This is a genomic window from Cohnella sp. 56, from assembly GCF_037963805.1.
Lineage (GTDB): Bacteria > Bacillota > Bacilli > Paenibacillales > Paenibacillaceae > Cohnella.
In genome coordinates this window covers 43,169-64,154 of the sequence record NZ_JAZDQE010000028.1, presented here as the reverse complement: position 1 = coordinate 64,154, position 20,986 = coordinate 43,169, and the positions used below count along the sequence as shown (strand labels likewise).

10 protein-coding genes are annotated in these 20,986 nt (G+C 62.9%); 7 read left to right on the top strand and 3 right to left on the bottom strand.

Translation table 11 applies throughout. The annotated features are described in order from the left end of the window. Positions 1-666 precede the first annotated feature (666 nt). Positions 667-1,230: a hypothetical protein gene (locus tag VQ071_RS28555; RefSeq protein WP_340518261.1), complete on the bottom strand. Its 564-nt coding sequence runs from the start codon at positions 1,228-1,230 to the stop codon at positions 667-669. A gap of 609 nt (positions 1,231-1,839) precedes the next feature. On the opposite strand from VQ071_RS28555, the gene VQ071_RS28550 reads away from it, so the two are divergent. The 6 genes from VQ071_RS28550 (at position 1,840) to VQ071_RS28525 (ending at position 15,503) form a co-directional block, all read left to right on the top strand. Beyond that, a complete protein-coding gene (locus VQ071_RS28550) occupies positions 1,840-3,462 on the top strand; it encodes a response regulator (RefSeq protein ID WP_340518259.1) in 1,623 nt (540 codons plus the stop codon). Continuing rightward, positions 3,455-5,254, top strand: a complete 1,800-nt coding sequence (locus tag VQ071_RS28545; RefSeq protein WP_340518257.1) for a cache domain-containing sensor histidine kinase — start codon at positions 3,455-3,457, stop codon at positions 5,252-5,254. Before VQ071_RS28550 ends, VQ071_RS28545 begins: the two co-directional genes overlap by 8 nt. 583 nt (positions 5,255-5,837) lie before the next feature. After that, positions 5,838-6,767, top strand: coding sequence for an ABC transporter permease (locus VQ071_RS28540; RefSeq protein ID WP_340518254.1), 930 nt, complete (start codon positions 5,838-5,840; stop codon positions 6,765-6,767). Positions 6,768-6,869: 102 nt separating this feature from the next. After that, complete coding sequence (locus tag VQ071_RS28535; protein ID WP_340518252.1) at positions 6,870-7,754, top strand: carbohydrate ABC transporter permease; 885 nt, start codon at positions 6,870-6,872, stop codon at positions 7,752-7,754. A gap of 55 nt (positions 7,755-7,809) precedes the next feature. After that, the gene (locus VQ071_RS28530) at positions 7,810-9,387 is read left to right on the top strand and encodes a DUF3502 domain-containing protein (RefSeq protein WP_340518250.1); all 1,578 of its coding nucleotides are present in this window, start codon (positions 7,810-7,812) and stop codon (positions 9,385-9,387) included. A 107-nt stretch (positions 9,388-9,494) separates the two neighbouring features. Next, positions 9,495-15,503 (top strand): S-layer homology domain-containing protein, encoded by a 6,009-nt coding sequence (locus VQ071_RS28525; RefSeq protein ID WP_340518248.1) that lies wholly within the window; start codon positions 9,495-9,497, stop codon positions 15,501-15,503. A 1,085-nt stretch (positions 15,504-16,588) separates the two neighbouring features. Here VQ071_RS28525 and VQ071_RS28520 read toward each other — a convergent pair. Both VQ071_RS28520 and VQ071_RS28515 read right to left on the bottom strand, forming a co-directional pair. Further along, positions 16,589-17,635: an anthranilate phosphoribosyltransferase gene (locus VQ071_RS28520; protein WP_340518246.1), complete on the bottom strand. Its 1,047-nt coding sequence runs from the start codon at positions 17,633-17,635 to the stop codon at positions 16,589-16,591. Further along, the gene (locus VQ071_RS28515; protein ID WP_340518243.1) at positions 17,632-18,255 is read right to left on the bottom strand and encodes an ANTAR domain-containing response regulator; all 624 of its coding nucleotides are present in this window, start codon (positions 18,253-18,255) and stop codon (positions 17,632-17,634) included. The genes VQ071_RS28520 and VQ071_RS28515 overlap by 4 nt, the downstream gene beginning before the upstream one ends. 292 nt (positions 18,256-18,547) lie before the next feature. On the opposite strand from VQ071_RS28515, the gene nirB reads away from it, so the two are divergent. Beyond that, complete coding sequence (gene nirB, locus VQ071_RS28510; RefSeq protein ID WP_340518241.1) at positions 18,548-20,980, top strand: nitrite reductase large subunit NirB; 2,433 nt, start codon at positions 18,548-18,550, stop codon at positions 20,978-20,980. Positions 20,981-20,986: the final 6 nt, after the last annotated feature.

Here is a 20,986-nt window from a genome sequence, read left to right as displayed (position 1 = left end):
GCAACCCCAACTACGCAACCCCAACTACGCAACCCCAACTACGCAACCCCAACTACGCAACCCCAACTACGCAACCCCAACTACGCAACCCCAACTACGCAACCCCATCCACCAAACACCATCTACGCAACACCATCCGCCCAACCCCGTCTACCCAATACCTCGCACCCCCACCTGTGCCCATTGCCCACAAAGCCTGCAAATGTGCAGGTTTTTGGTTTCCGCTGCTGCATGGATCATAAAAGCCTGCAAATCAGCAGGCTTTTTGGCAACACATGACCCAAAACAGACTCCTCGCGCCCAAAAAGATGTATAGATGCAGGCATTTACGCTAAAATCATCGATTACGCCGCATAAAGATGTATGGATGCAGGCTTTTCCGAGGAGCACTTCGCTTATCATCTTTAAGAGGACGGCCAGTCCCATTTGATCGGAATTTTCGCATCGTCCCGCGGCGTCATGAGGTATTCGCATTGTCCCGCCGCATCATGGGGGGGCGCCCGGCGCCACTCCAACCGCCTTAGCCCTCCGCCACAGCCCTCCGCCTTAGCCCTCCGCCTTAGCCCTCCGCCTTAGCCTTCCGCCACAGCCCTCCGCCTTAGCCCTCCGCCGCAACCCTCCGCCGCAACCCTCCGCCTCAGCCTCTCCTCCGCGCCCCGTCTCACATCACAGCAGCTTAAGCGCCGTCGGCTGAAGCTCATAACGCACGATATGCTTGCCCTGGGAACCGCTCGATGGCGAGAAGAAGCCCTTGCGGCTGAGCGATTGAAGTGTCCGCACGGCTATCCGGTGGTTGACTTGCAGATGGGCCGAGACGTCGATCGGCCTAAGAGGCCGCGATAGCCGGCAAGCCAGCCGCACCGTCTCGCGCTCGGCGAGTCCGTCCATGCTGGTCGGCGCGGTATCCGCTTGATAGCGGCCGATCAGCATGCTGAGCAGCGTGATGCACAGCTCGGGACGCATAGCGACATCGTCATAGGCGAACGAGATGACCTGGTACCCCATGGCGCTCAGGAAAGTTTCTCTATTCAGTTCGTTGCAATATTTCAGCCTGTCCATGTCCCGCACGTGCGGACCGAAGCCTTTGATCTCGATGACAAGCCTGACCGCGGGGCCCATCCAGACAAAGTCGCAATAGTACGCATAACCCCGCCAATCCGTCACCTCGTATTCGGGATGCAAACCGTCGAAGCTGCCGCGCAATTCCCACCATACGTTTTTGCAGAACAATTTCTCCGCATCCCGGTGCCCGCGCTCGAGCCGGCCTCTACGCTCGCCGTTTCTGCGGCGCAGGTGGTTTTGGATAAATTCAGCATGACTTTGTTCAAAATTCATCATCGACCCTCGATTCTCCTGAAAATACAAAACACGCCCCGTCAGCATTCGCGTGGAATGAGAGGGACGTGCTTCGTCTTGTTGTCCATTATAGGGCAATCGGCTGGAAAGTGTCTACCAGTATTCGGTCGAAAATTGGTCGAGGGTTGGTCGAAGGTTGGTCGGAAATCGGTCGAAGGTTGGTCGTAAATTGGTCGAAGGTTGTTCGGAAATCGGTCGAAGGTTGGTCGAAAATTGGTCGAGGGTTGTTCGAAAATTGGTCGAAGGTTGGTCGAAGGTTGGTCGGAAATCGGTCGTAAATAGATCGTAAATCGGTCGTAAATAGGTCGGAAATCGGTCGGATCGCATACGGTTGCGCCGTCAAGGCACGGAGGAATATCGCATTGCCCATAAAAAGCTAAGATATGCACATTGCGATTTGCATGCCCCGAGAGTATGCTTTTCTGACGAATGTCCGCAATTGTACTGTAGCGGGTTCATCTTCATCGGAAAGGGGAGGCCCTCATGCTGGCTCTGATCGTGGACGACGAACTGGAGATTAGGGAAGGACTGCGAACGCAGATCCCCTGGGCGGACTACGGCGTGGAGGAGACGGTGGTCGCGGACGACGGCGATACGGCGCTGGAGATTGCCAGAGCGCGAATGCCCGACCTCGTCATGACGGATATCCGGATGAACCGCATGTCGGGACTCGAGCTGCTCGAGCGGCTGTCCGCCGAGCGTCCCGCGGGTTGGAAAGGGATCGTCATCAGCGGCTACGACGACTTCGACATCGTGAGGACGGCGATGAAGCTGGGCGCGATGGACTATATATTGAAGCCGATCAACACCGGCGAGCTCGGCGAGATCGTCACCCGCATGGTCGGTCAGCTGCGCAAAGAACGCCTCGAGCGCGAGCGTCAGAGCCATCTGACCTCCGCCTTGCCCAAGATGCGGGACGAGGTTGTGCGCGAGCTGATCGAGGTGCCGTACGATCCGTACCGGGAGACGCGGATTGCGCACAGGTTGCGGACGCTGGAGCTCGATTGGCTGCTCGGCGGCCGTCTGGCGCTGCTGCTCGTCGAGGTGGACGATCTGAGGTCGATCGGGACGCGGGACGGCTCGCGGCTGGAACAGGAGCTGATCCTGTTCGGCATCGGCAACGTCGCCAAGCAGACGCTCGAGGAGGACATGCCGCATCCGTCCATGCTCGTCCCCGACCGGAACAACCGGTGGGCGATCGTGCTGGAATGTCCGGCGCACGGCTGGCTCGAGGCTGCCAAGGAACTGGCCGAGCTGTTGATCGGCCGCGTGAATCGGTACGTCAAGGTAAACGTGAGCGTCGCGATCAGCTCGGGCTGCGGCGACACGAAGCGTCTGCATGCGCTGTATCAGGAGGCGGAGGACATTCTGATGCAGAAGGCCGTCTACGGCGGCAACCGCACGCTGACGAGCCTCGGCTGGGAAAACGAAGCGGAGCGGGACGTGCCGTCGATCGCACAGACGGACGAGGTGCTGGATCTGGTCCGCTACGGCACGGATGAGGATATTCGGACGGCGATGGACCGCTTCGTCGAGATGGTGAAGTGCTGGGGCGCGGGCCATATCCGCGATACGCAGCAGCGCATTTTCGAATGGCTGCTCAGTCTGTTCAAAAAGGCTGCGGCGCTCGGCTGGACGGACCGGTCCTGGGAGCGCAATCCGGTCATCGTCTGGGAGCGGCTCGAGAAGTTCGACACATTGGAGTCGCTGCGGGAGCAGTCCGAGCAGTTTCTGCTCGCCATGGCCGCCGACTTCCGCAGCCATGCGGCGCCGCCCAGCCAGATTATTCAGGAGGCGGACAAGTACATCCGCGCGCATTATGCGGACAGTCTCACGCTGCCGAGCGTGGCCGCCGAGGTGCATGTGACCCCGGTATGGCTGAGCAAGCTGTTCAAGAAGGAGATGCACAAGACATTTCTCGAGCATCTGACCGACATCCGCATGGACAAGGCGAAGCGGATGCTGTCGGACGTGCAGTATAAAATTTATGAGATTTCCGCGGAGATCGGGTACAAGGACCCCGTTCATTTTACGAAGGTGTTCAAAAGGCAGGCCGGGCTGACGCCGAAGGAATACCGCAGAATGCAGGGCATCGCGGATGAGTAAAGCGATCTCGCTGCGGCTGGCCTCGTCGCTCCGCAACCGGATGATATTGATCTTCTTTATGATCATTGTCGTCCCTTTTTTATGGTTCGCCTATTACGCGCATGTCAAGTCGATCGAGGGCATCTCGAACGCGAACCTGTCGATGACCAACAACTACTTGCTGCAGGTGCGCAAAAACTTCCAAAACTACTTGAGCGCGCTGAACGAGCAGGTCAACGACCTGATCGGCGACAAGCGTCTGCAGGATCTGCTCGAGCCTGCCGGCGCCGGCGCCGCCAGCGAGGAATCGTTTACGGTCGACTTGCTGACCTGGCTGTACCAGCGCACGTCGAGCGTCGATGCATTCCGGGTCAGCGTGTACCCCGTCGATCCGGCCCGGCATGCCGACTATCTGAGCACCATCGGAGAGCCGAACATCGGCGCGCAGACATGGTTCCGTCAATCCGCCGCGCAAGTCAGCCCCTCCTGGTACCTGAAGCTGCCGGAGAAGGGGAGGCTGGAGCGTCCGCTACTTTCCTATGTCAAGCGCTTCTCGGGCTTGTACGATCAGACGCCGCGGGGCATCATCGCCACGGATGTGTCGGAGGATCAATTCAAGCGGTTTTTCTCGCCAAGCGGACAGATGATCGAGCAGCGGCTGCTGCTGCTGCGGGACGACGACGGCGTCGTACTGTACGATTCGTTCGAAAACGGCTGGACCGGCACGGCGTTCCCCTCGTCCGGCTTCGTCGAGCAGTTCCGCACGGGCAGCGAAGGAGAGAAGACGATCGCGCTCGACGGGAGCAAATACCTGGCCAGCTTCGTCCGGATGGACAACGAGCCGTGGGCGATCGTCAGCCTGACGCCGCTCAAGGATCTGACCGGTACGATCGACGAGATCAACCGGGCGATCGTCTATTTTCTGATCGGCTATCTGCTATGCTGCGTGGGCGTCGTGCTGTATATTACGGCCTCCTTCACCCAGCCGATCGTGCGTCTGGTCCGCTATATGCGCAAGCTGGAGTCGGGCGACTATCATCAGCAGATCCCGCCGTCGCGCAGACAGGACGAGGTCGGATGGCTGTACCGGGGCTTCGGCAGCCTCATCCGCAAGATCGAGGGCTTGATCGTCGAAGCCTCGCGCGCGGAGCGCGACAAGAAAGAGCTGGAGTTCCAGGTGCTGAGCCATCAGATCAATCCGCACTTTTTGTACAATACGCTGGAGTCGATCCGCTGGAAGGCCGAGAAGCACGGCGCGGGCCAGGTCGCGCAGATGGTCGCCGCGCTCGGCAACCTGCTGCGACTGTCTCTCAATCAGGGCAAGGAGATCACGACGCTCGGCCGGGAGCTGGAGCAGGTCAAAGCCTACGTCCAGATCGAGCAGGCCCGGATGGGACGGCCGATCCGGATCTTGTACGGCATCGACGACGAGCTGAAGGAGCTGCCGTTCCTCCGGCTGCTGCTCCAGCCGCTGGTCGAGAATGCGATCCAGCACAGCATCCGCAACGACTTCGAGAGCGGGAAGATTCTCATCTCGGCGACCCGTGAGGGCGGCGACATCGCGATCGCTATCATCGACAACGGGGGCGGCATACCGCCCGAGGCGCTCGCGAAGCTCGACATGGAGGAGCCGCCCGGCGGCCGCAGCTCGGAGAGCACGAAGGGCGTCGGCCTGCGCAACGTCAACAATCGCTTGAAGCTGTACTTCGGCGAAGGCTACCGCCTGCAGATCGAGACGGGGCCTGCGTTCGGCACGAAGATTGCGCTGCGGCACCCGATATTGGACAAGGAAGACAAGAGCCGGCCCGACTAGGGCGGCTCTTTTTTTGAATCACACAGCCCCCCCAGAACTGACCCCCCGCCGAACTGATCCAGCCGTCGCTGCGGTCCGCAAGATCGGGACCTGTCGGATATTTGACGAGTCGTAAAGCCTGCATGTGTACATGTATTTTCCGCCGATCCGCGACACCAGATGAGATAGATGCAAATATGCAGGTAATTGCCAAGCCGCAGCCGCAAATAAGGCTAAGCGCGGAAAATAACTGCGTTTTTGCAGCTATCCTGTCCGAAGGCGGAGACATCGGCAAAAAAGGATGTATATTTGCAGGCATTGCGGCGAAAAAAACGATGCTGGCGAGGATCGGCAAGCCGTCGAAGCGGCCGGCGGACGAGCCGTCATGCGGCGTGCCGCGGCGCACACAGTTTCGAATATCCGCTCAACCTGCAACGACCGTCAGGCCGGCCGGCGATCCTCCCTGGCGGCTCTTTTTTCGACCCGCTGCGCCCCCGTCCGAACAGGATAGGCAGGGACCGCAAAGGATAAGATCCGCTCATGGAACCGCCTACAGCCTCCCTTTATCATAAAGGTATCCCGCTAAGAGAAAGGAACATCGCGCATGAAACGCCGAAACGGACTGGTCCGGGACCTCGCGCAAAACCATCAGCTGATCGTCATGTTCCTGCCCGTCGCGACGCTGCTGTTTTTGTTCTGCTACCTGCCGCTGTCAGGGCTGATCATCCCGTTCAAGGACTTCGACTTCCAGAAGGGCATCTTCGGGAGTCACTGGATGCACCCGCTGTTCAACAACTTCGACTACCTGCTGTCCTCCGACGCCGCCTTCCGCGCAGTCCGCAACACGATCCTGCTCAACGTGCTTTTTATCGCCGTCGGCCTCGTCTTCGAAGTCGGCTTCGCGCTTATGCTGAACGAGCTGCGGAACAAATACTTCAAGCGTGTCACCCAATCGCTGACGTTCCTGCCGTTTTTCATCTCCTGGATCGTCGTCGGCGTGTTCACCTACAACCTACTGAACTACGAGACAGGCGCCGTCAACCGGTTTCTCGAATGGATCGGCGCCGGTCCGGTGGACTTCTACAGCGAAGCGGGGCTGTGGCCGCTCATCCTGACGCTCGCGATACGGTGGAAAGTGACGGGCTACGGCACGATCATCTATCTGGCCGCCCTCACCTCCATCGATAACTCGTATTATGAAGCCGCCTCGATCGACGGCGCTTCGCGGTGGCAGCAGATCCGGTATATCAGTCTGCCGATGCTGCGGCCGACCGTCGTCATTCTGACGCTGCTGGCAATCGGACGGATCATGAACGCGGACTTCGGCATGTTCTACGCCATGGTCGGCGACGCGACGCTGCTGTTCCCGACGACCGACGTCATCGACACGCTCGTCTACCGCAGCCTGCGCCAATCCGGCGATATCGGCATGGCCTCCGCGGCCGGCTTCCTCCAGTCCGTCGTCGCTTTTGTGCTCGTGCTGTCCAGCAATTACGCCGCCCGCAGGATCGACAGAGACTCGGCGATATTCTGACCGCTGCCGCCCGCCCGGCACCGCCCGCCCGATTATCCGGTCCTGCAGGCCGCGGCGGCGAATGCACCAATCACCGCAATTTAGGCAAGGAGGCTTATCCCGATGCTCACCAGTAGATTTTCGTTAGGCCAGGCCGCGATCGGCACGATCGTCCTGCTGTTCAGTCTGGCCTGCCTGTTTCCCTTCATCATGGTCATCTCCGGCTCGCTCAGCACGGAGAACGACATCGTCAACTACGGCTACGCGCTCATCCCGCGCCATGTCACGCTGAGCTCCTACAAGATCCTGCTGCTCGGCTCAAGCCGGATCGTCGACGCTTATATCATCAGCATTCTCGTCACCGTCATCGGTACCGTGCTATCGATCATCGTGAACGGCATGGGCGGATACGTCATGGCGAGGCGATCTTTCAAATACCGCAATGTGCTGTCCATCTATGTCATCGTCACCATGCTGTTCAGCGGGGGACTCGTGCCCTGGTACATCATCTGCGTCCGCTATCTCGATCTGAAGGACACGCTGTGGGCGATGATCCTGCCGCCGCTGGCGAACGCCTTCAACATGTTCCTCATCCGCAACTTCATGCTGGCGATCCCGGAGGATCTGTACGAGTCGGCCAAAATGGACGGCGCCAGCGAATACCGGATTTTTTTCCGCCTCATCGCCCCGCTGTCCGTGCCGGTGCTCGCCACCGTCGGCCTGTTCGTCGCCCTCGGCTACTGGAACGACTGGTTCCTCGGCCTCATGTTCATCGACAAGCAGGAGCTTCAGCCGCTGCAGCTGCTGCTGCGGACGCTCGTCTCCAACGTCGAGTTCCTCAAGAGCTCCAGCAACGCCGCTGCCATGCAGCAGATCTCGTCGACGATCCCGTCCGAATCGATCAAGATGGCGCTCACCGTCATTACGATCGGGCCGATCATCTTCCTGTATCCGTTCGTCCAGCGGTACTTCGTCAAAGGTCTGATGGTAGGCGCAGTCAAAGGTTGACTATACCGGCTTCGGCCGTGATAGTATATAACTCACATTAAGGGGAGAGGTACACATGCGCAAGGGGAAATCGGCTACCGCGGTACTCGCCGGCGTCATGCTGCTCGGCGCGATGCTGTCGGCGTGCGGCGGCAACAACAACAACGGCACGGCCAGTCCGTCGGGCACGGCGACGGCAGGTTCGAGCGCCGGCGCCAGCGGCGCGGCCAGTCCGAGCCAGTCGGCCAAGGCGGAGGACGAAGTCACGCTCAAGTTCTACTTCGGCGGCGACAAGAAGGCGGCCACCGACGAGGTGTGGTCCAAGGTCAGCGACTACGTCAAGGACAAAGGCCTGAACGTCAAGTTCGACATCAACTTCATCCCGTTCAACGACTTCAAGGACAAGATGCTCGTCATGGCGGCTTCCGGCGACAACTGGGATCTGAACTTCGACGGCGACTGGCTGTCCTACAACCAGATGGCGGCCAAGGGCTCCTACATGGCGCTGAACGACCTGCTGCCGCAGTACGCGCCGAACCTGTACAAGAAGTACGAGGAGCAGGGCACGCTGTCCGCGGCGACCATCGACGGCAACATCGTCGGCCTGCCGTGGACGATGAAGATGAACCAGCGGCAGTTCGTCACCTGGCGCTCCGATCTCACCGAGAAGGCGGGCATCGGCGTGGCCAAGGACTCGGTCAAGACGATCGAGGATACGGAAAACCTGCTGCGCGAGCTGCGCAAGGCTTATCCGAACATGAAGCTCAACCGCACCGGTCCGCTCACGCTCATCAAGATCCGCGAGGAGTGGATCGACCTGAACCAGCACGGCCTCGGCTACTACCTGAGCGATCCGTCGATGCAAATCCAGCCGATCGAGCAGCAGCCGTTCTACAAGGAAGCCGCCGTCAAGGCGCGCCAGTGGTACGACGAGAAGCTCATCAACCGCGACGCGATGATCGACAAGACGGACGGCGCGGCCGAATGGCGCAACGGCAAGTCGGTATTCACGCTCACCTCGCATGAATGGGTCAACGCCGATCCGGGCTTTTCCGATCCGTCGTTCAAGCTGGAGTCGTCGCTCATCTATCCGGACAAAAAGCAGGTCAACCGCACGCCGCTCGCCAACGTCGCCGCGATCAACCGCAACTCCAAGCATCCGGACCGCGTGCTGCGCTTCCTCGACATGATCGAGACGGACCGCACGCTGTACGATCTGGTGCAGTACGGCATCGAAGGCAAGACGTACAAGCTCGACGGCGATACGGCCGTCTATCCCGACGGCATGAGCACGACGACGAGCAACTACATGGAGTGGGGCGGTCAATGGGCGTTCTGGAAGCCGCAGTTCATGCGTCCGACGTCCACGTATCCGAAGGACTTCTGGCTGCATGAGGCCGAGTTCGCCAGCGAACCGATCAACGTCAACTCTCCGCTCGACGGCCTGTTCGTCTCCGAGGAGCCGATGAAAAACGAGCTGGCCAAGCGCGACCAGGCGATCGAGGAATTCAACAAGCCGATCGAGTTCGGCACGGTGAAGGACCCGGAAAAAGCGGTCGACGACTATATCGAAAGACAGAAGAAAAACGGCCTCGACAAAATTATCGCGGAAACGCAAAAGCAGGTCGACGCCTTCCTGGCATCCAAGAAGTAATACGCTTGTAAACGGCGGGAGCCCGCCTCGAACTCATCATAGCGGTCGATGATTCGCGAGGGGGCTTCCTTTTCTTTTGTCAAAAAAAGGCATTGGAGGTATTGTTGATGCGAGCATATACGAAAAGCAAGCGGCGTGCGTGGGTGTCGGGTTTGCTGGCGGTGCTGCTGCTGCTCGGCAGCTGGCCGGGAGCTGCGCCGGGCCGGGCGAGCGCGGCAGAAAATCCGACAGCGGGATATGAAAGCGTTAGCATCTCGCTTGGGACATCGCCGGACGAGCGGGGGATCGCGGTCCGGCCCGGGGACGGGGAGCCGGACGGGCTCGTCACGGGCGAGCTGGACGGCCGCACATACTGGCAGACCCATCGGTCCGCGGACGACGAGAGCAAGCGAATTTTGTATTTCTACATGAACGTGGACGACGGCTATTCCGTGAACATGGCGGCGTACGACGTCGAGGTGACGGTCGATTATTACGATGCGGGCAACGGCAAGCTGGTGCTGCAATACGATGCGCAGGGCGAAGGCAACGGCTTCAGGGACGCGCCCTTGTTCAGCTACGGCGATACGGGCGCCTGGAAGACGCATACGTTCAAGCTGACCGACGCGAACTTCGCGAACCGGACGGGCGGCGCGGACTTCCGCCTCGGCATCGAAGGCGGCGGCGCGAGCTGGCAGACCAATGCAGAGCTGAAGCTCGCGAAGGTCGTCGTGACCAAGACGCTGAAAGCGGCCGCTACCGACGAGGCGAGCATCGCGCTCGGCGAGACGGCGGTCGAGCATGGCATCTCGGGCCGGGGCGGGGACAACGAATCCGGTCTTGTGAAGGGTACGCTGGACGGCAAGGGCTACTGGAAAACGAACCGCGGCGCGCCCGGCGACCGCACGCTGTACTTGTATATGAACGTGGACGACGCCTATTTGTACGACAATGCAGATCAGGACGTCTATGTGACCGTGGAGTATCTGGACCAGGGCAGCGGCAGCTTTGTGCTGCAATACGATGCGCTCTCGGGCGCGTTCAAGGACGCGCCGCTGTTCACTTACGGCAACAGCGGGCAGTGGAAAACGAAGACGTTTAAGCTGATCGACGCCAAGTTCGCTAACCGGACGAACGGCTCGGACTTCCGCATCGGCATCAGCGGCGGCGGCAATCCCGACAACAATCCGGATCTGACCGTGGCGCGCGTATCGGTGAAGAAGGTGGCGCGTACGTCGACGGCGACGCAGACGAAGGTGTACGATACGCAGTTCGCGACCGATGATATTGTGATTGCGGACTTCAGCGTGCGCGACTTCGGCGCCAAGGCCGACGGTGCGAGCGACGATACCGCAGCGTTTCAGGCGGCGCTCGATGCGGCGGGCGGCAACGGGGGCGGCGTCGTGTTCGCGCCTGCCGGCATCTACCGGCTGAACGGTCATCTGAACGTGCCGACCGGGGTGACGCTGCGCGGCGACTGGATCAGTCCCGACGAGGCGGCCGGGCAGGTGAAGGGAACCGTGCTGGCGTCCTACGGCGAGCGGGGGCAGGCGGACGGCGAGAGCTTCATCCAGCTGCAGCCGGTGAGCGGCGTCACGAATCTGTCCGTGTGGTATCCCGAGCAGTCGCTCGCCGACCCGGCGGCGTACCCGTGGACGTTCGAGCAGCTGCCGGGCGACAGCGCGACGATGGAGAACATCACGCTGGTCAACAGCTACGGCGGCATCAAGATCGGACCGGAGTGGAACGAGCTTCACTATGTGAAAAATTTGTACGGCACCGTGCTTCATACCGGCATTTTCCTCGACTTCACGACCGATATCGGCAGGCTCGAGGGCATCCGGCTCGCGCCGTCCTATTGGGCTTCATCCGGGCTTGCCGGCTCGCCTGACGCGGGACAGCTGCGCGCCTATACGACGTCGCATGCCGAAGGCATCGTGATGGGCCGCTCCGACTGGGAGTATATGTCGGACATCCGCCTGTCGGGCTTCATGAACGGTATGCGGGTGACGACGCGCACCGGCTCCGCCGAGACGGCGAACGCGCAGCTGTACGACATTCATGTGAGCGACAGCCGGATCGGACTCAAGATCGAGGGCGTCAACGACTACGGATTGCTGGTGACGCGCAGCAGCTTCGCCGCGGGCATCGGCGACGCGCCGGCCGCGATCTATGCGACCGCAGGCTTTCACTCGATCGCGCAGTTCCAGGACGTGCAGGTCGACGGCAGCGGCGGCAGCGCGGTCGTCAGCGAAGGCAGCGGCGTGCTGTCGTTCGAAAATGCGGCGTTCGCGGGCTGGGACGACGCATCCGGCCGCTATGCGATCGAGCTGGGCGGCGGGGCGCTGATCCTCGGGCAGTCGAGCTTCGCCAAGGCCGCCAAGCAGGTGAAGCTGACCGGCGCGGTGCAATCGCTGAGCGCGGTTAACTCGGGACTGGGCGGCAGCCTGCAGGTGACGGACATGAGCGAGGCGGCGGAGGTAAGCGTCACGCAGGACGCGCGTTATGCGCTGGAGCGGCTGCCGGACGAGATCGCGGCGGACGCAGCCGTGCGGCCGCGACCGGCGGGCCGGCAGCTGTTCGACGCGACCGCGGCGCCGTACAATGCCGACCGTGGCGGCGTCGTGGACGCTGCGGCTGCGATCCAGCAGGCGCTCGATGCGGCCGGGGATGCCGGCGGCGGCACCGTGTATTTGCCGGCGGGCATCTACCGCGTCGATTCGCCGCTGGCGGTGCCTGCGGGCGTCGAGCTGCGCGGCTCCTGGGACGTGCCGCATCATACGATCGGCGGCGGCACCGTGCTGTTCACCCGCTACGGCCAAGGCGCGCCGGAGGGCGCGACCGCGCTGATCACGCTGGCGGCTTCGGCAGGCGTACGCGGATTGTCCGTCTACTATGACGAGCAGAACTGGAACGACGTCAAGCCGTACGCCTGGACGATCCGCGGCGAAGGGCACGGCGTGTACGCAATCGATACGACGTTGATCAATTCCTATCAGGGCATCGACTTCGGCACGTACGATACGAGCGGCCATTACATCGATTACGTAGCGGGCTCTCCGCTCATGGAAGGCATCTATCTCGGCGGCGGCGCCGAAGGCGGCATGATGCGCAACGTGCAGTTCAACCCGCATTATTACGGGCGCAACAACTATCCGAACCATCCGTCCACGGACGCCGACTTCGACAAGGTGTGGAGCTATCAGAAGGAGCATCTGGACGCGTTCCGCATCGGACATGTCGACGGAGAGACGATTTTTAACACGTTCGTCTACGGCTCGCAGTACGGCATTCACTTTGCTGCGGAGAGCGGCGGCGGTCCGGTCGCGACCGTGCTCGGACACGGTACGGACGGCAGCAAGAAGGGCGTCTATCTGGAAGGTGCCGGCGAAGCGGGACTGACGTTCGTCAATACGGAGCTGGTGTCGATGAGCTCCACGGACAAAGTTTACATCACGCTGGAAGACGGCTTCGACGCGACCGCGCGCTTTTTCAACACCTCGATGTGGGGCGATACGTCGCGCTCGGTCGATATCCGTTCGGGACGGCTGCGGATGCAGCAGAGCAACTTTACGACGGTCGGGGAAAAAGGGATCAATGCGCTCGGCGGCGATGTCGCGCTGTACGACTCGTACTTCCAGCAGCCGCGGACGACGCATGTATACGCGGGACCGGATATTGAGCGGATGACGATCACGAACAATCTGTTCAAAGGCGGCCTTCAGCTCGTGAACGAGGCGGGCGTCAAGGTCGGCGGCTCGAACCTCGTGCCGGTCGCGCTGCGACTCGAGAAGACGGCGTTCGACCCGGCGCATAAGGAGCGGACGAACGCACGGCTCGTACTGTCCAATGCGACCGATGCGGCGGCGCTGTCGGGGCAAATCGAGCTGGTGCAGCCTTCGGTCTACGCGGGCCTGCTGAAGCCGGTGCGTTTTGCAGGGCTGGCGTTCGGCGAGAGCGTCGGCATCGACCTGCCTTATCTGGCGGGCGCATCGCTGAAGTTCAAGGTGACGCTGGACGACGGCCGGACGTATCTGTCCTCGGTGAAGCTGGGGCAGACGTTCGCCGGGCCGGCCGCTGCGGGAGGAGCGAATGCGCCGCGGATCGATCTGTCCGCACAGGACGAGTACGCCGGAGGCGGACGCTCGGGCGCTGCCGATCTGAGCGCCGACGCTGGCGTCGCCTGGGATGACGGCAAGCTGATCTTCGATATCGACGTGCGCGACGATATTCACAGCCAATCGTACAGCGGCGTCGACATCTGGCAGGGAGACAGCATCCAGCTCGGCATCGACCTGAATCGCGGCGCCGGCGCGGGGAGCAAGCAGGTGAGCGAGCTCGGCTTCGCGCTGCGCGACGACGGCAGCGTCGTCAAGTGGCGCTGGAAGGCGCCGGAAGGCTTGCAGACCGGTGCGCTCGGCGCGGATGTCGAGGCGACGGTGACGCGCGACGAAGAGGCGGGCGTGACGCATTATGCGATCGCGATACCGCTCGATCAGCTGCACGGTGCGGGCTACGACTTCGATCCGCAGCACGCGCTCGGGTTCACGCTGCTCATGAACGAGAACGACGGCAACGGACGCGAAGGCTATATGGAATACAACCAGGGCATCGGCTCGAGCAAGGACTTCACGCTGTTCGGCGACCTGTATTTGCTGGACGGCAAATTTGGAGAATGGTCGCTGTCCTCCGCACAGGCGGCCGTCGCAGCGGCGAAGCTCGACAAGCGTCATACGTCGATCGATGCGGCGCGCAACTTTGTGCTGCTGCTGCCCGAAGGCGCGGAGAAGACGGCGCTTGCGGCGGCGCTGGATGCGCTGGAGGAGGAGGGCGGCGGACCGGAGCCTTCGCCGACACCGACACCGACACCGACACCGACACCGACACCGACACCAGGGCAGAACGGGCCGACGCCAACGCCGACATCTGCAGCCGGGGGCGTCACGCTTATGCCCGCTGCCTCGCTCGATGCGACCGGCGGACTGGCGCGCGCTTCGGTTGGAGAGAACGAGCTCGCCCAGGCTTACGGCAAGGAAGGCGTCAAGCTGGTGAAGATCGTATTGTTTGCTGCGGCAGGGGCGACCGGCTATGCGGTCGAGCTGCCTGCGAGTGCGCTTGAAGGCGGCGGTGCCGACCGCCGAATCGAGCTGTCCACGCCGCTCGGCTCTGTCGCAGTGACCGGCGACATGCTGTCCGATGCCGGAAGCGCGGGTATTGCCGGCGGTCGCGTGACGCTTGTCGTGCAGCAGGCCAAGCGCGACGGCTGGAGCGAGGGGGCGCGGACACTCGTCGGCGACCGGCCGGCGATCGACGTATCGTTGATGTCGGGCGGCGCGCCGGTCAGCTGGCACAATGTCAAGGCGCCGGCGATCATCTCCGTGCCCTACTCGCCGACGGCGAACGAAGCGGTTCATCCCGAAAAGCTGACGATCCGCTACATCGACGCACAGGGCGCGGCGCATCCGGTCGTCAGCGGGCGCTATGACGCGGCGCAAGGCGTCGTGAGCTTCCGGACGACGCATCTCAGCGAATACGCGGTCGCCTACGTCGACCGGCGCTTCGACGATCTCGGCCGGGCCGCATGGGCGCGCGAAGCCGTCGAGGCGCTGGCCGCCCGCGGCATCGTGGAGGGTCGCGGCGATGATGCCTTCGACCCGGGCGCGCCGGTTAGCCGCGCCGACTTCCTGCTGCTGCTCGTGCGGATGCTCGAGCTGAATGCGGATGCTGGCGGCGGCGCCGGCCACGCGGGCGTGAGCGCCGGCGATACCGGCTATGCGGACGTCGCCGCAGGCGCGTACTATGCCGACGCGGTGCGTGTCGGCACGGCGCTCGGCATCGCCGGCGGCTCCGGCGACGGCCGGTTCCGGCCGCGCGACGCGCTCAGCCGCCAGGAAGCGGCGGCGCTGGTCGCCCGCGCGCTCCGCAGCGCAGGCGCGGGGCTGCCGGACGGCGGCGGCGTGGCGCTCGCGGCGTTCGCCGACGCGTCCGACGCGGCCGCGTACGCCCGCTCGGAGCTGGCGGCGCTCGTCGGCGCCGGCCTGCTGCAAGGCGCCGGCGGCAAGCTGCGCCCGCAGGGCCAGCTCACCCGCGCAGAGGCGGCGGTGCTGCTGTACCGCGTCTACAAGCGCGGACAATAAAAAAGAAGGCGCATCGCCTCTCGTAGTGCAGGCGATGCGCCAACCGCGGCCCGCACAGCCCGCATGCCTCTCGCAGTGCAGGCGATGCGCCAACCGCGGCCCGTGCAGCCCGCATCGCCTCTCGTAGTGCAGGCGATGCGCCAATCGCGGCCCGCGCAGCCCGCATCGCCTCTCGCAGTGCAAGCGATGCACCAACCGCGACCCGCGCAGCCCGCATGCCTCTCGTAGTGCAGGCGATGCACCGAATCCCGCGTCCGATCTGCGGCGGTTCTTGGCAAGGTTAGCGCTCGCGTTCGGAGGAACGGCGATTCCCGGAGGTGTGCTGGCCGAAAAACCTGCATTTGTACATTTATTTTCTGCCGAAGGGTGACACTTGACGAAATAAATGCAAATATGCAGGTATATTCAAATGTTGAAGCGCTAATCGGGATGGATGAAGTGAATAGATGTATATTTGCATCTATTTGCTCTGAAATGATCGATATGGGCGAAAATAGATGTACTTTTGCAGCAATTACGGTATCGTAGGCGCGCATAGACCGACTATCGGCGGGATCGCTCCCGCATGAGCGACCGCTCAAGCTTGAGGGACGTTTCAAACCTAAAAAACCGTCCGGGGGATCTTGACATCCCCCGGACGGTTTTCTTATATCGGCTCACCGCACCGCCGCCGCGCCCGCCGGCTCACCGCAGCGCCGCCGTGCCCGTCGGCTCACCGCCGCGCCGCCGCGCCCGCCGGCTCACCGCATCGCCGCCGTGCCCGCCGGCTCACCGCATCGCCGCCGTGCCCGTCGGCTCACCGCACCGCCGCCGCGCCCGTCGGCTCACCGCCGCGCCGCCGCCGTGCCCGCCGGCTCACCGCACCGCCGCCGCGCCCGTCGGCTCACCGCCGCGCCGCCGCCGTGCCCGCCGGCTCACCGCATCGCCGCCGTGCCCGTCGGCTCACCACAGCGCTGCCGCGCCCGCCGGCTCACCGCCGTGCCGCCACCGCGCCCGCCGGCTCAACGCACCGCCGCCATACCCGCCGGCTCACCGCACCGCCACCGTGCCCGTCGGCTCACCGCACCGCCACCGCGCCCGCCGGCTCACCGCGCCGCCGCCGTGCCCGCCGGCTCCCGCAGCGCCGCCCGCCAGCCGGCATACGCCGCGTGCGCTTCGCCGCTGTCGAGCAGCGCCTTGCAGGCGTACAGTCCCTGCTCGACCGAGTCGGCTTGGCCGGCCAGATGCAGACGCACGGCGCCGTTGAACAGCACCTGGTTCGTGTACGCCAGATCTGCCTCGCCCCGGAGCACCGCCTCCGCGACGGCCAGCTGCCCCTCCGGCGTCCATGTGCGCTCCGGCAATTCCGCATCGATGCCGTATGTCTCGGGATCGAAGATGTGCAGATGGAACTCGCCGTCCTCCACCAGATAGGCCCGGGTCGGGCGATTAATGTGCAGATCCTCGGACCCCTCGGCCCCCTGCACGATGAGCGCCCGCTCGTAGCCGAGCTTGACGAACAGCCGGGCGAGCCTGTCGAACACCGTGTTGTGATAGACGCCGAACACGATCCGCGGCGAAGAGGCGAGGTCCAGCAGCTTCTCCGCGCTGTTCAGCACCGTGCGCATGCCGAGCTCCTCGCGAATCTGACGCAGCCGGCCGAGCGGCGGACACCACTGCTCGGTCGACGCGATAAAAACGCCCGACCGCTCGAAGGCGCGCAGCGTCCGCTCCGGCGTCAGGTCAGCCGCCGCGATGCCCGCGGCCGCCACGATGTCCTGGAGCGTGATGCCCCATTTGGGCGGGAGGGAGGCGGTGCCGTGCAGCGCGTTCGGCAGACCTGCGGCCGCCAGCAGAAACGCGGTCGGGAACGTCGCATAAAAGGACGATTTGCGCCCGTCGTACGGACCTGCGCAATCGAGCCCGATGCCGAGTCCCGCTTCACGACGGGCATACTTGCGCGAGATCCGGACGAACGCCTCAAGCTCGTCCACGCTCTCCATCTTGATGCGTTCCGCGATGAAGAAGGCGCCGATCTGTGCGGGCGTCGCTTCCTGCGTCAATATCGCTTCCGCCGCGAGGACGGCTTCGTCGTAGGTGAGATCGCGTGCGCCGCGCTTGCCGCGGGCGACTTCCTTCAGCAGTTGGATCATCGCTTCGAACCCCCTTGTTTTTGCTCTTGCAGCAGATTATAGACAGTGACGATGGAGGTGGCGACGTCGACCAGCCGTTTGCGCTCGTTCATCGCCTGCTTGCGCAGGATGTCGTAGGCTTCGGTTTCCGTTATATTTTTGACTTCGCAAAGGATGCCCTTGGCCATGTCGATCCACTTGCGCTCCTCGATCTTGGCCAGCAGCTGCCGCCGCTCGAGATGCCACTGCTGCCGCTCGAAGCACTGCTTGGCGCCGAACTGCAGCGTCCAGTGAATCTCGGGCGGCCGCATCGAAGCGCTGAGCACGCCGTCGGCCATGATGCCGTCCTCGCAGGCTTCGACGGACAGCGTCGCCGTCGCTTCGCTGCACCACCACAGGATCGGCACGACCTTCCAATCGAGGACATTCCGGCTCCAGGCCGCTATCTCCGGGACGGGCAGATCGAGTATGAGGGCGTCGGCCTCCGCGATCTTCTGGCGTGCCTGCGCTTCTCCCCGTGCCGTCGCGACGAGATAGCCGCAGGCGCGCATGACCGATTCGGGGAGCTGCTGCCTCGCGGCTGGAGATTCGAACCGTTCGGCCGCATTCGGGCGTTTATGAATGACCAGCAATGAACGCATCGACGTCCCCCTTTCCTCGAATCAGGCCGTTTCTACGCTACATGACCACTTCTTCGTTACTTTTTATAACACAAAATAAAGCGCAGTGTCGAGAGAAAAAGCATTGGACATTTTTGTGTTAGGTATATTGACATCGACTTTCTTTCGTAATATATTCGGGTTAGTCAATCGCGAATACAACGGCGTATTCGGATGAAGCGGCAATGGAGCCTGCTTTCGTGTCACGGGACATTTATGTCTTCCGTGCCGCGAAGCAGGCTTTTTATATTTCTGACGAACGGGGGAGACGCGCATGGCGGACAAAAAGAAACTGGTGATGATCGGCAACGGAATGGCGGGCGTACGCACGCTGGAGCATCTGCTGAAGCTGGCTCCGGGACGGTACGAGATGACGATTTTCGGCGCCGAACCTTATCCGAACTATAATCGCATCATGCTGTCGTCCGTGCTGGCGGGCGGGACCGAGATGCAGGAGATCGTCATGAACGATTGGAGCTGGTATTCGGAAAACCGGATCAAGCTGCATGCCGGCCATACGGCGGTCTGCATCGATACGAAGGCGCGCAAGGTTTATTCGGATCAGGGCGCCGTGGCCGACTACGACACGCTGATCGTGGCGACGGGCTCGCGGCCGTTCATGCTGCCGCTGCCGGGGGCGGACAAGGAAGGCGTCATCGGCTTCCGGGATATCGCAGATTGTCTGATCATGCAGGAGGCGTCTCGAACCTGCCGCAAAGCTGTCGTCATCGGCGGCGGCCTGCTCGGTCTCGAAGCGGCGCGCGGCCTGCTGAACCTGGGCATGGACGTCTCGGTCGTCCACAACAGTCCGTATCTGATGAACCGTCAGCTGGATGAACAGGCGTCGAAAATGCTGCAGGCGGAGCTGGAGGCGCAGGGAATGAAGTTTCTGCTGAGCCGGCAGTCGGAGCGGATCTACGGCAAGCGGCGCGTCAATGGGCTCCGGTTCGCTGACGGCGGCGAGGTCGAGGCCGATCTGATCGTCATGGCGGTCGGCATCAAGCCGAATGTCTCGCTGGCCAAATCGGCGGGCCTCGAGGTCAACCGCGGCATCGTGGTGAACGACTACATGGAGACGAGCGTGCCGGACGTGTACGCGGTCGGAGAATGCGCGGAGCACCGCGGCATCGCCTACGGTCTCGTCGCCCCGCTCTACGAGCAGGGGGCGGTGCTGGCCAAGCGGCTGGCGGGCGCGGAGACGGCCGGCTACGAGGGCTCGGTCACGTCCACCAAGCTGAAGGTATCGGGCGTCGACGTATTCTCGGCCGGTCTGTACGAGGAGATGCCGGGCACGCGCGCGCTGCGGTACCAGGACGAACTGGACGGCGTCTACAAGAAGCTCGTCATTCAAGACGACAGGCTCGTCGGCGCCGTGCTATTCGGCGACACCTCGGACGGCGCAGCTCTCTTTTCGATCATGAAGAAGGGCGAGTCCGTCAAGGGCAAGGAGAAGGAGCTGCTGCTCGGCTTCGCTCCGGGCGGCCAGGCCGCTTCGCCGGCCTCCCGCCTGGAGGGCATGGCGGACGAAGAGATCGTCTGCGGCTGCAACGGGGTATCCAAGGGGGCGATCCGGGACGCGATCGAGACGAAGGGCTGCGCGACGGTCGGAGAGATCAAGGCGTGCAACAAGGCGACCGGCTCCTGCGGCGGCTGCAAGCCGCTCGTCGAAGGCCTGCTCGGCCTGTATGCGGGAGAGCGCGTCGGCGAACCCGTCAAGGAAGGCATCTGCGGCTGCACGCCGCTCGGCCGCGACGAGATCGTCGCCGGGCTGAAGCGGCTCGAGCCGGCCACCGTCAAGGAAGCGATGCTGGCGCTCGGCTGGCATCGGCCGGAGGGGTGTACGAAGTGCCGGCCGTCTCTGAACTATTATATGGGCATGCTGTGGCCCGAGCGCTACAAGGACGAGAAGGAATCCCGCTTCACCAACGAGCGTTATCACGCCAACATTCAGAAGGACGGGACGTATTCGGTCGTGCCGCGCATCTATGGCGGGGTGACTTCGCCGTCGGAGCTCAAGAAAATCGCCGAGGTCGCGGAAAAGTACGACGTGCCGCTGGTCAAGTTCACCGGCGGGCAGCGGCTCGACCTGCTCGGCGTCAAGAAAGAGGATCTGCCGAGCATGTGGGAGGATCTTGATATGCCGTCGGGCCACGCCTACGGCAAGATGCTGCGCACGGTCAAGACATGCGTCGGCAACACGTTCTGCCGGTTCGGGACGCAGGATGCGATCGGGATGGGCATCCGGCTCGAGAAGGAATTCGAGCGGCTGAACGCCCCGGCCAAGGTGAAGCTGGCCGTCTCCGGCTGCCCGCGCAACTGCGCGGAGGCGACGATCAAGGACTTCGGCGTCGTCGCGATCGACGGCGGCTGGGAGCTGCATGTCGGCGGCAACGGCGGCGTGCATGTCCGGGCGACGGACCTGCTGTGCGTCGTTAAGACGGAGGACGAGGTCGTCGAGTGGGGCGGCGCGTTCCTGCAATATTACCGGGAAAATGCGACCTGGAACGAACGCACGTCCGTATGGGTGGCGCGTGTCGGCCTGGATGCGATCAAGGCGGCGCTCGAGCCGCCGGAGCAGCGCAGGGCGCTGTACGGCCGCATCAAGGCGGCGCTCGGCTATATCAACGATCCCTGGAAAGAAATTATCGGCGACAGGGAGCTGCGCAAAAACTTCGAAGCGCTCGCGGTGCCCGCGCCGCTGAACTAAAGATTG

What these genes read in the sequence shown, in the direction of transcription:
- VQ071_RS28550 (WP_340518259.1), top strand. Translation starts at nt 1,840, where the DNA reads ATGCTGGCTCTGATCGTGGACGACGAACTGGAGATTAGGGAAGGACTG.
- VQ071_RS28545 (WP_340518257.1), top strand. Translation starts at nt 3,455, where the DNA reads ATGAGTAAAGCGATCTCGCTGCGGCTGGCCTCGTCGCTCCGCAACCGG.
- VQ071_RS28540 (WP_340518254.1), top strand. Translation starts at nt 5,838, where the DNA reads ATGAAACGCCGAAACGGACTGGTCCGGGACCTCGCGCAAAACCATCAG.
- VQ071_RS28535 (WP_340518252.1), top strand. Translation starts at nt 6,870, where the DNA reads ATGCTCACCAGTAGATTTTCGTTAGGCCAGGCCGCGATCGGCACGATC.
- VQ071_RS28530 (WP_340518250.1), top strand. Translation starts at nt 7,810, where the DNA reads ATGCGCAAGGGGAAATCGGCTACCGCGGTACTCGCCGGCGTCATGCTG.
- VQ071_RS28525 (WP_340518248.1), top strand. Translation starts at nt 9,495, where the DNA reads ATGCGAGCATATACGAAAAGCAAGCGGCGTGCGTGGGTGTCGGGTTTG.
- VQ071_RS28520 (WP_340518246.1), bottom strand. Translation starts at nt 17,635, where the DNA reads ATGATCCAACTGCTGAAGGAAGTCGCCCGCGGCAAGCGCGGCGCACGC.
- VQ071_RS28515 (WP_340518243.1), bottom strand. Translation starts at nt 18,255, where the DNA reads ATGCGTTCATTGCTGGTCATTCATAAACGCCCGAATGCGGCCGAACGG.
- nirB (WP_340518241.1), top strand. Translation starts at nt 18,548, where the DNA reads ATGGCGGACAAAAAGAAACTGGTGATGATCGGCAACGGAATGGCGGGC.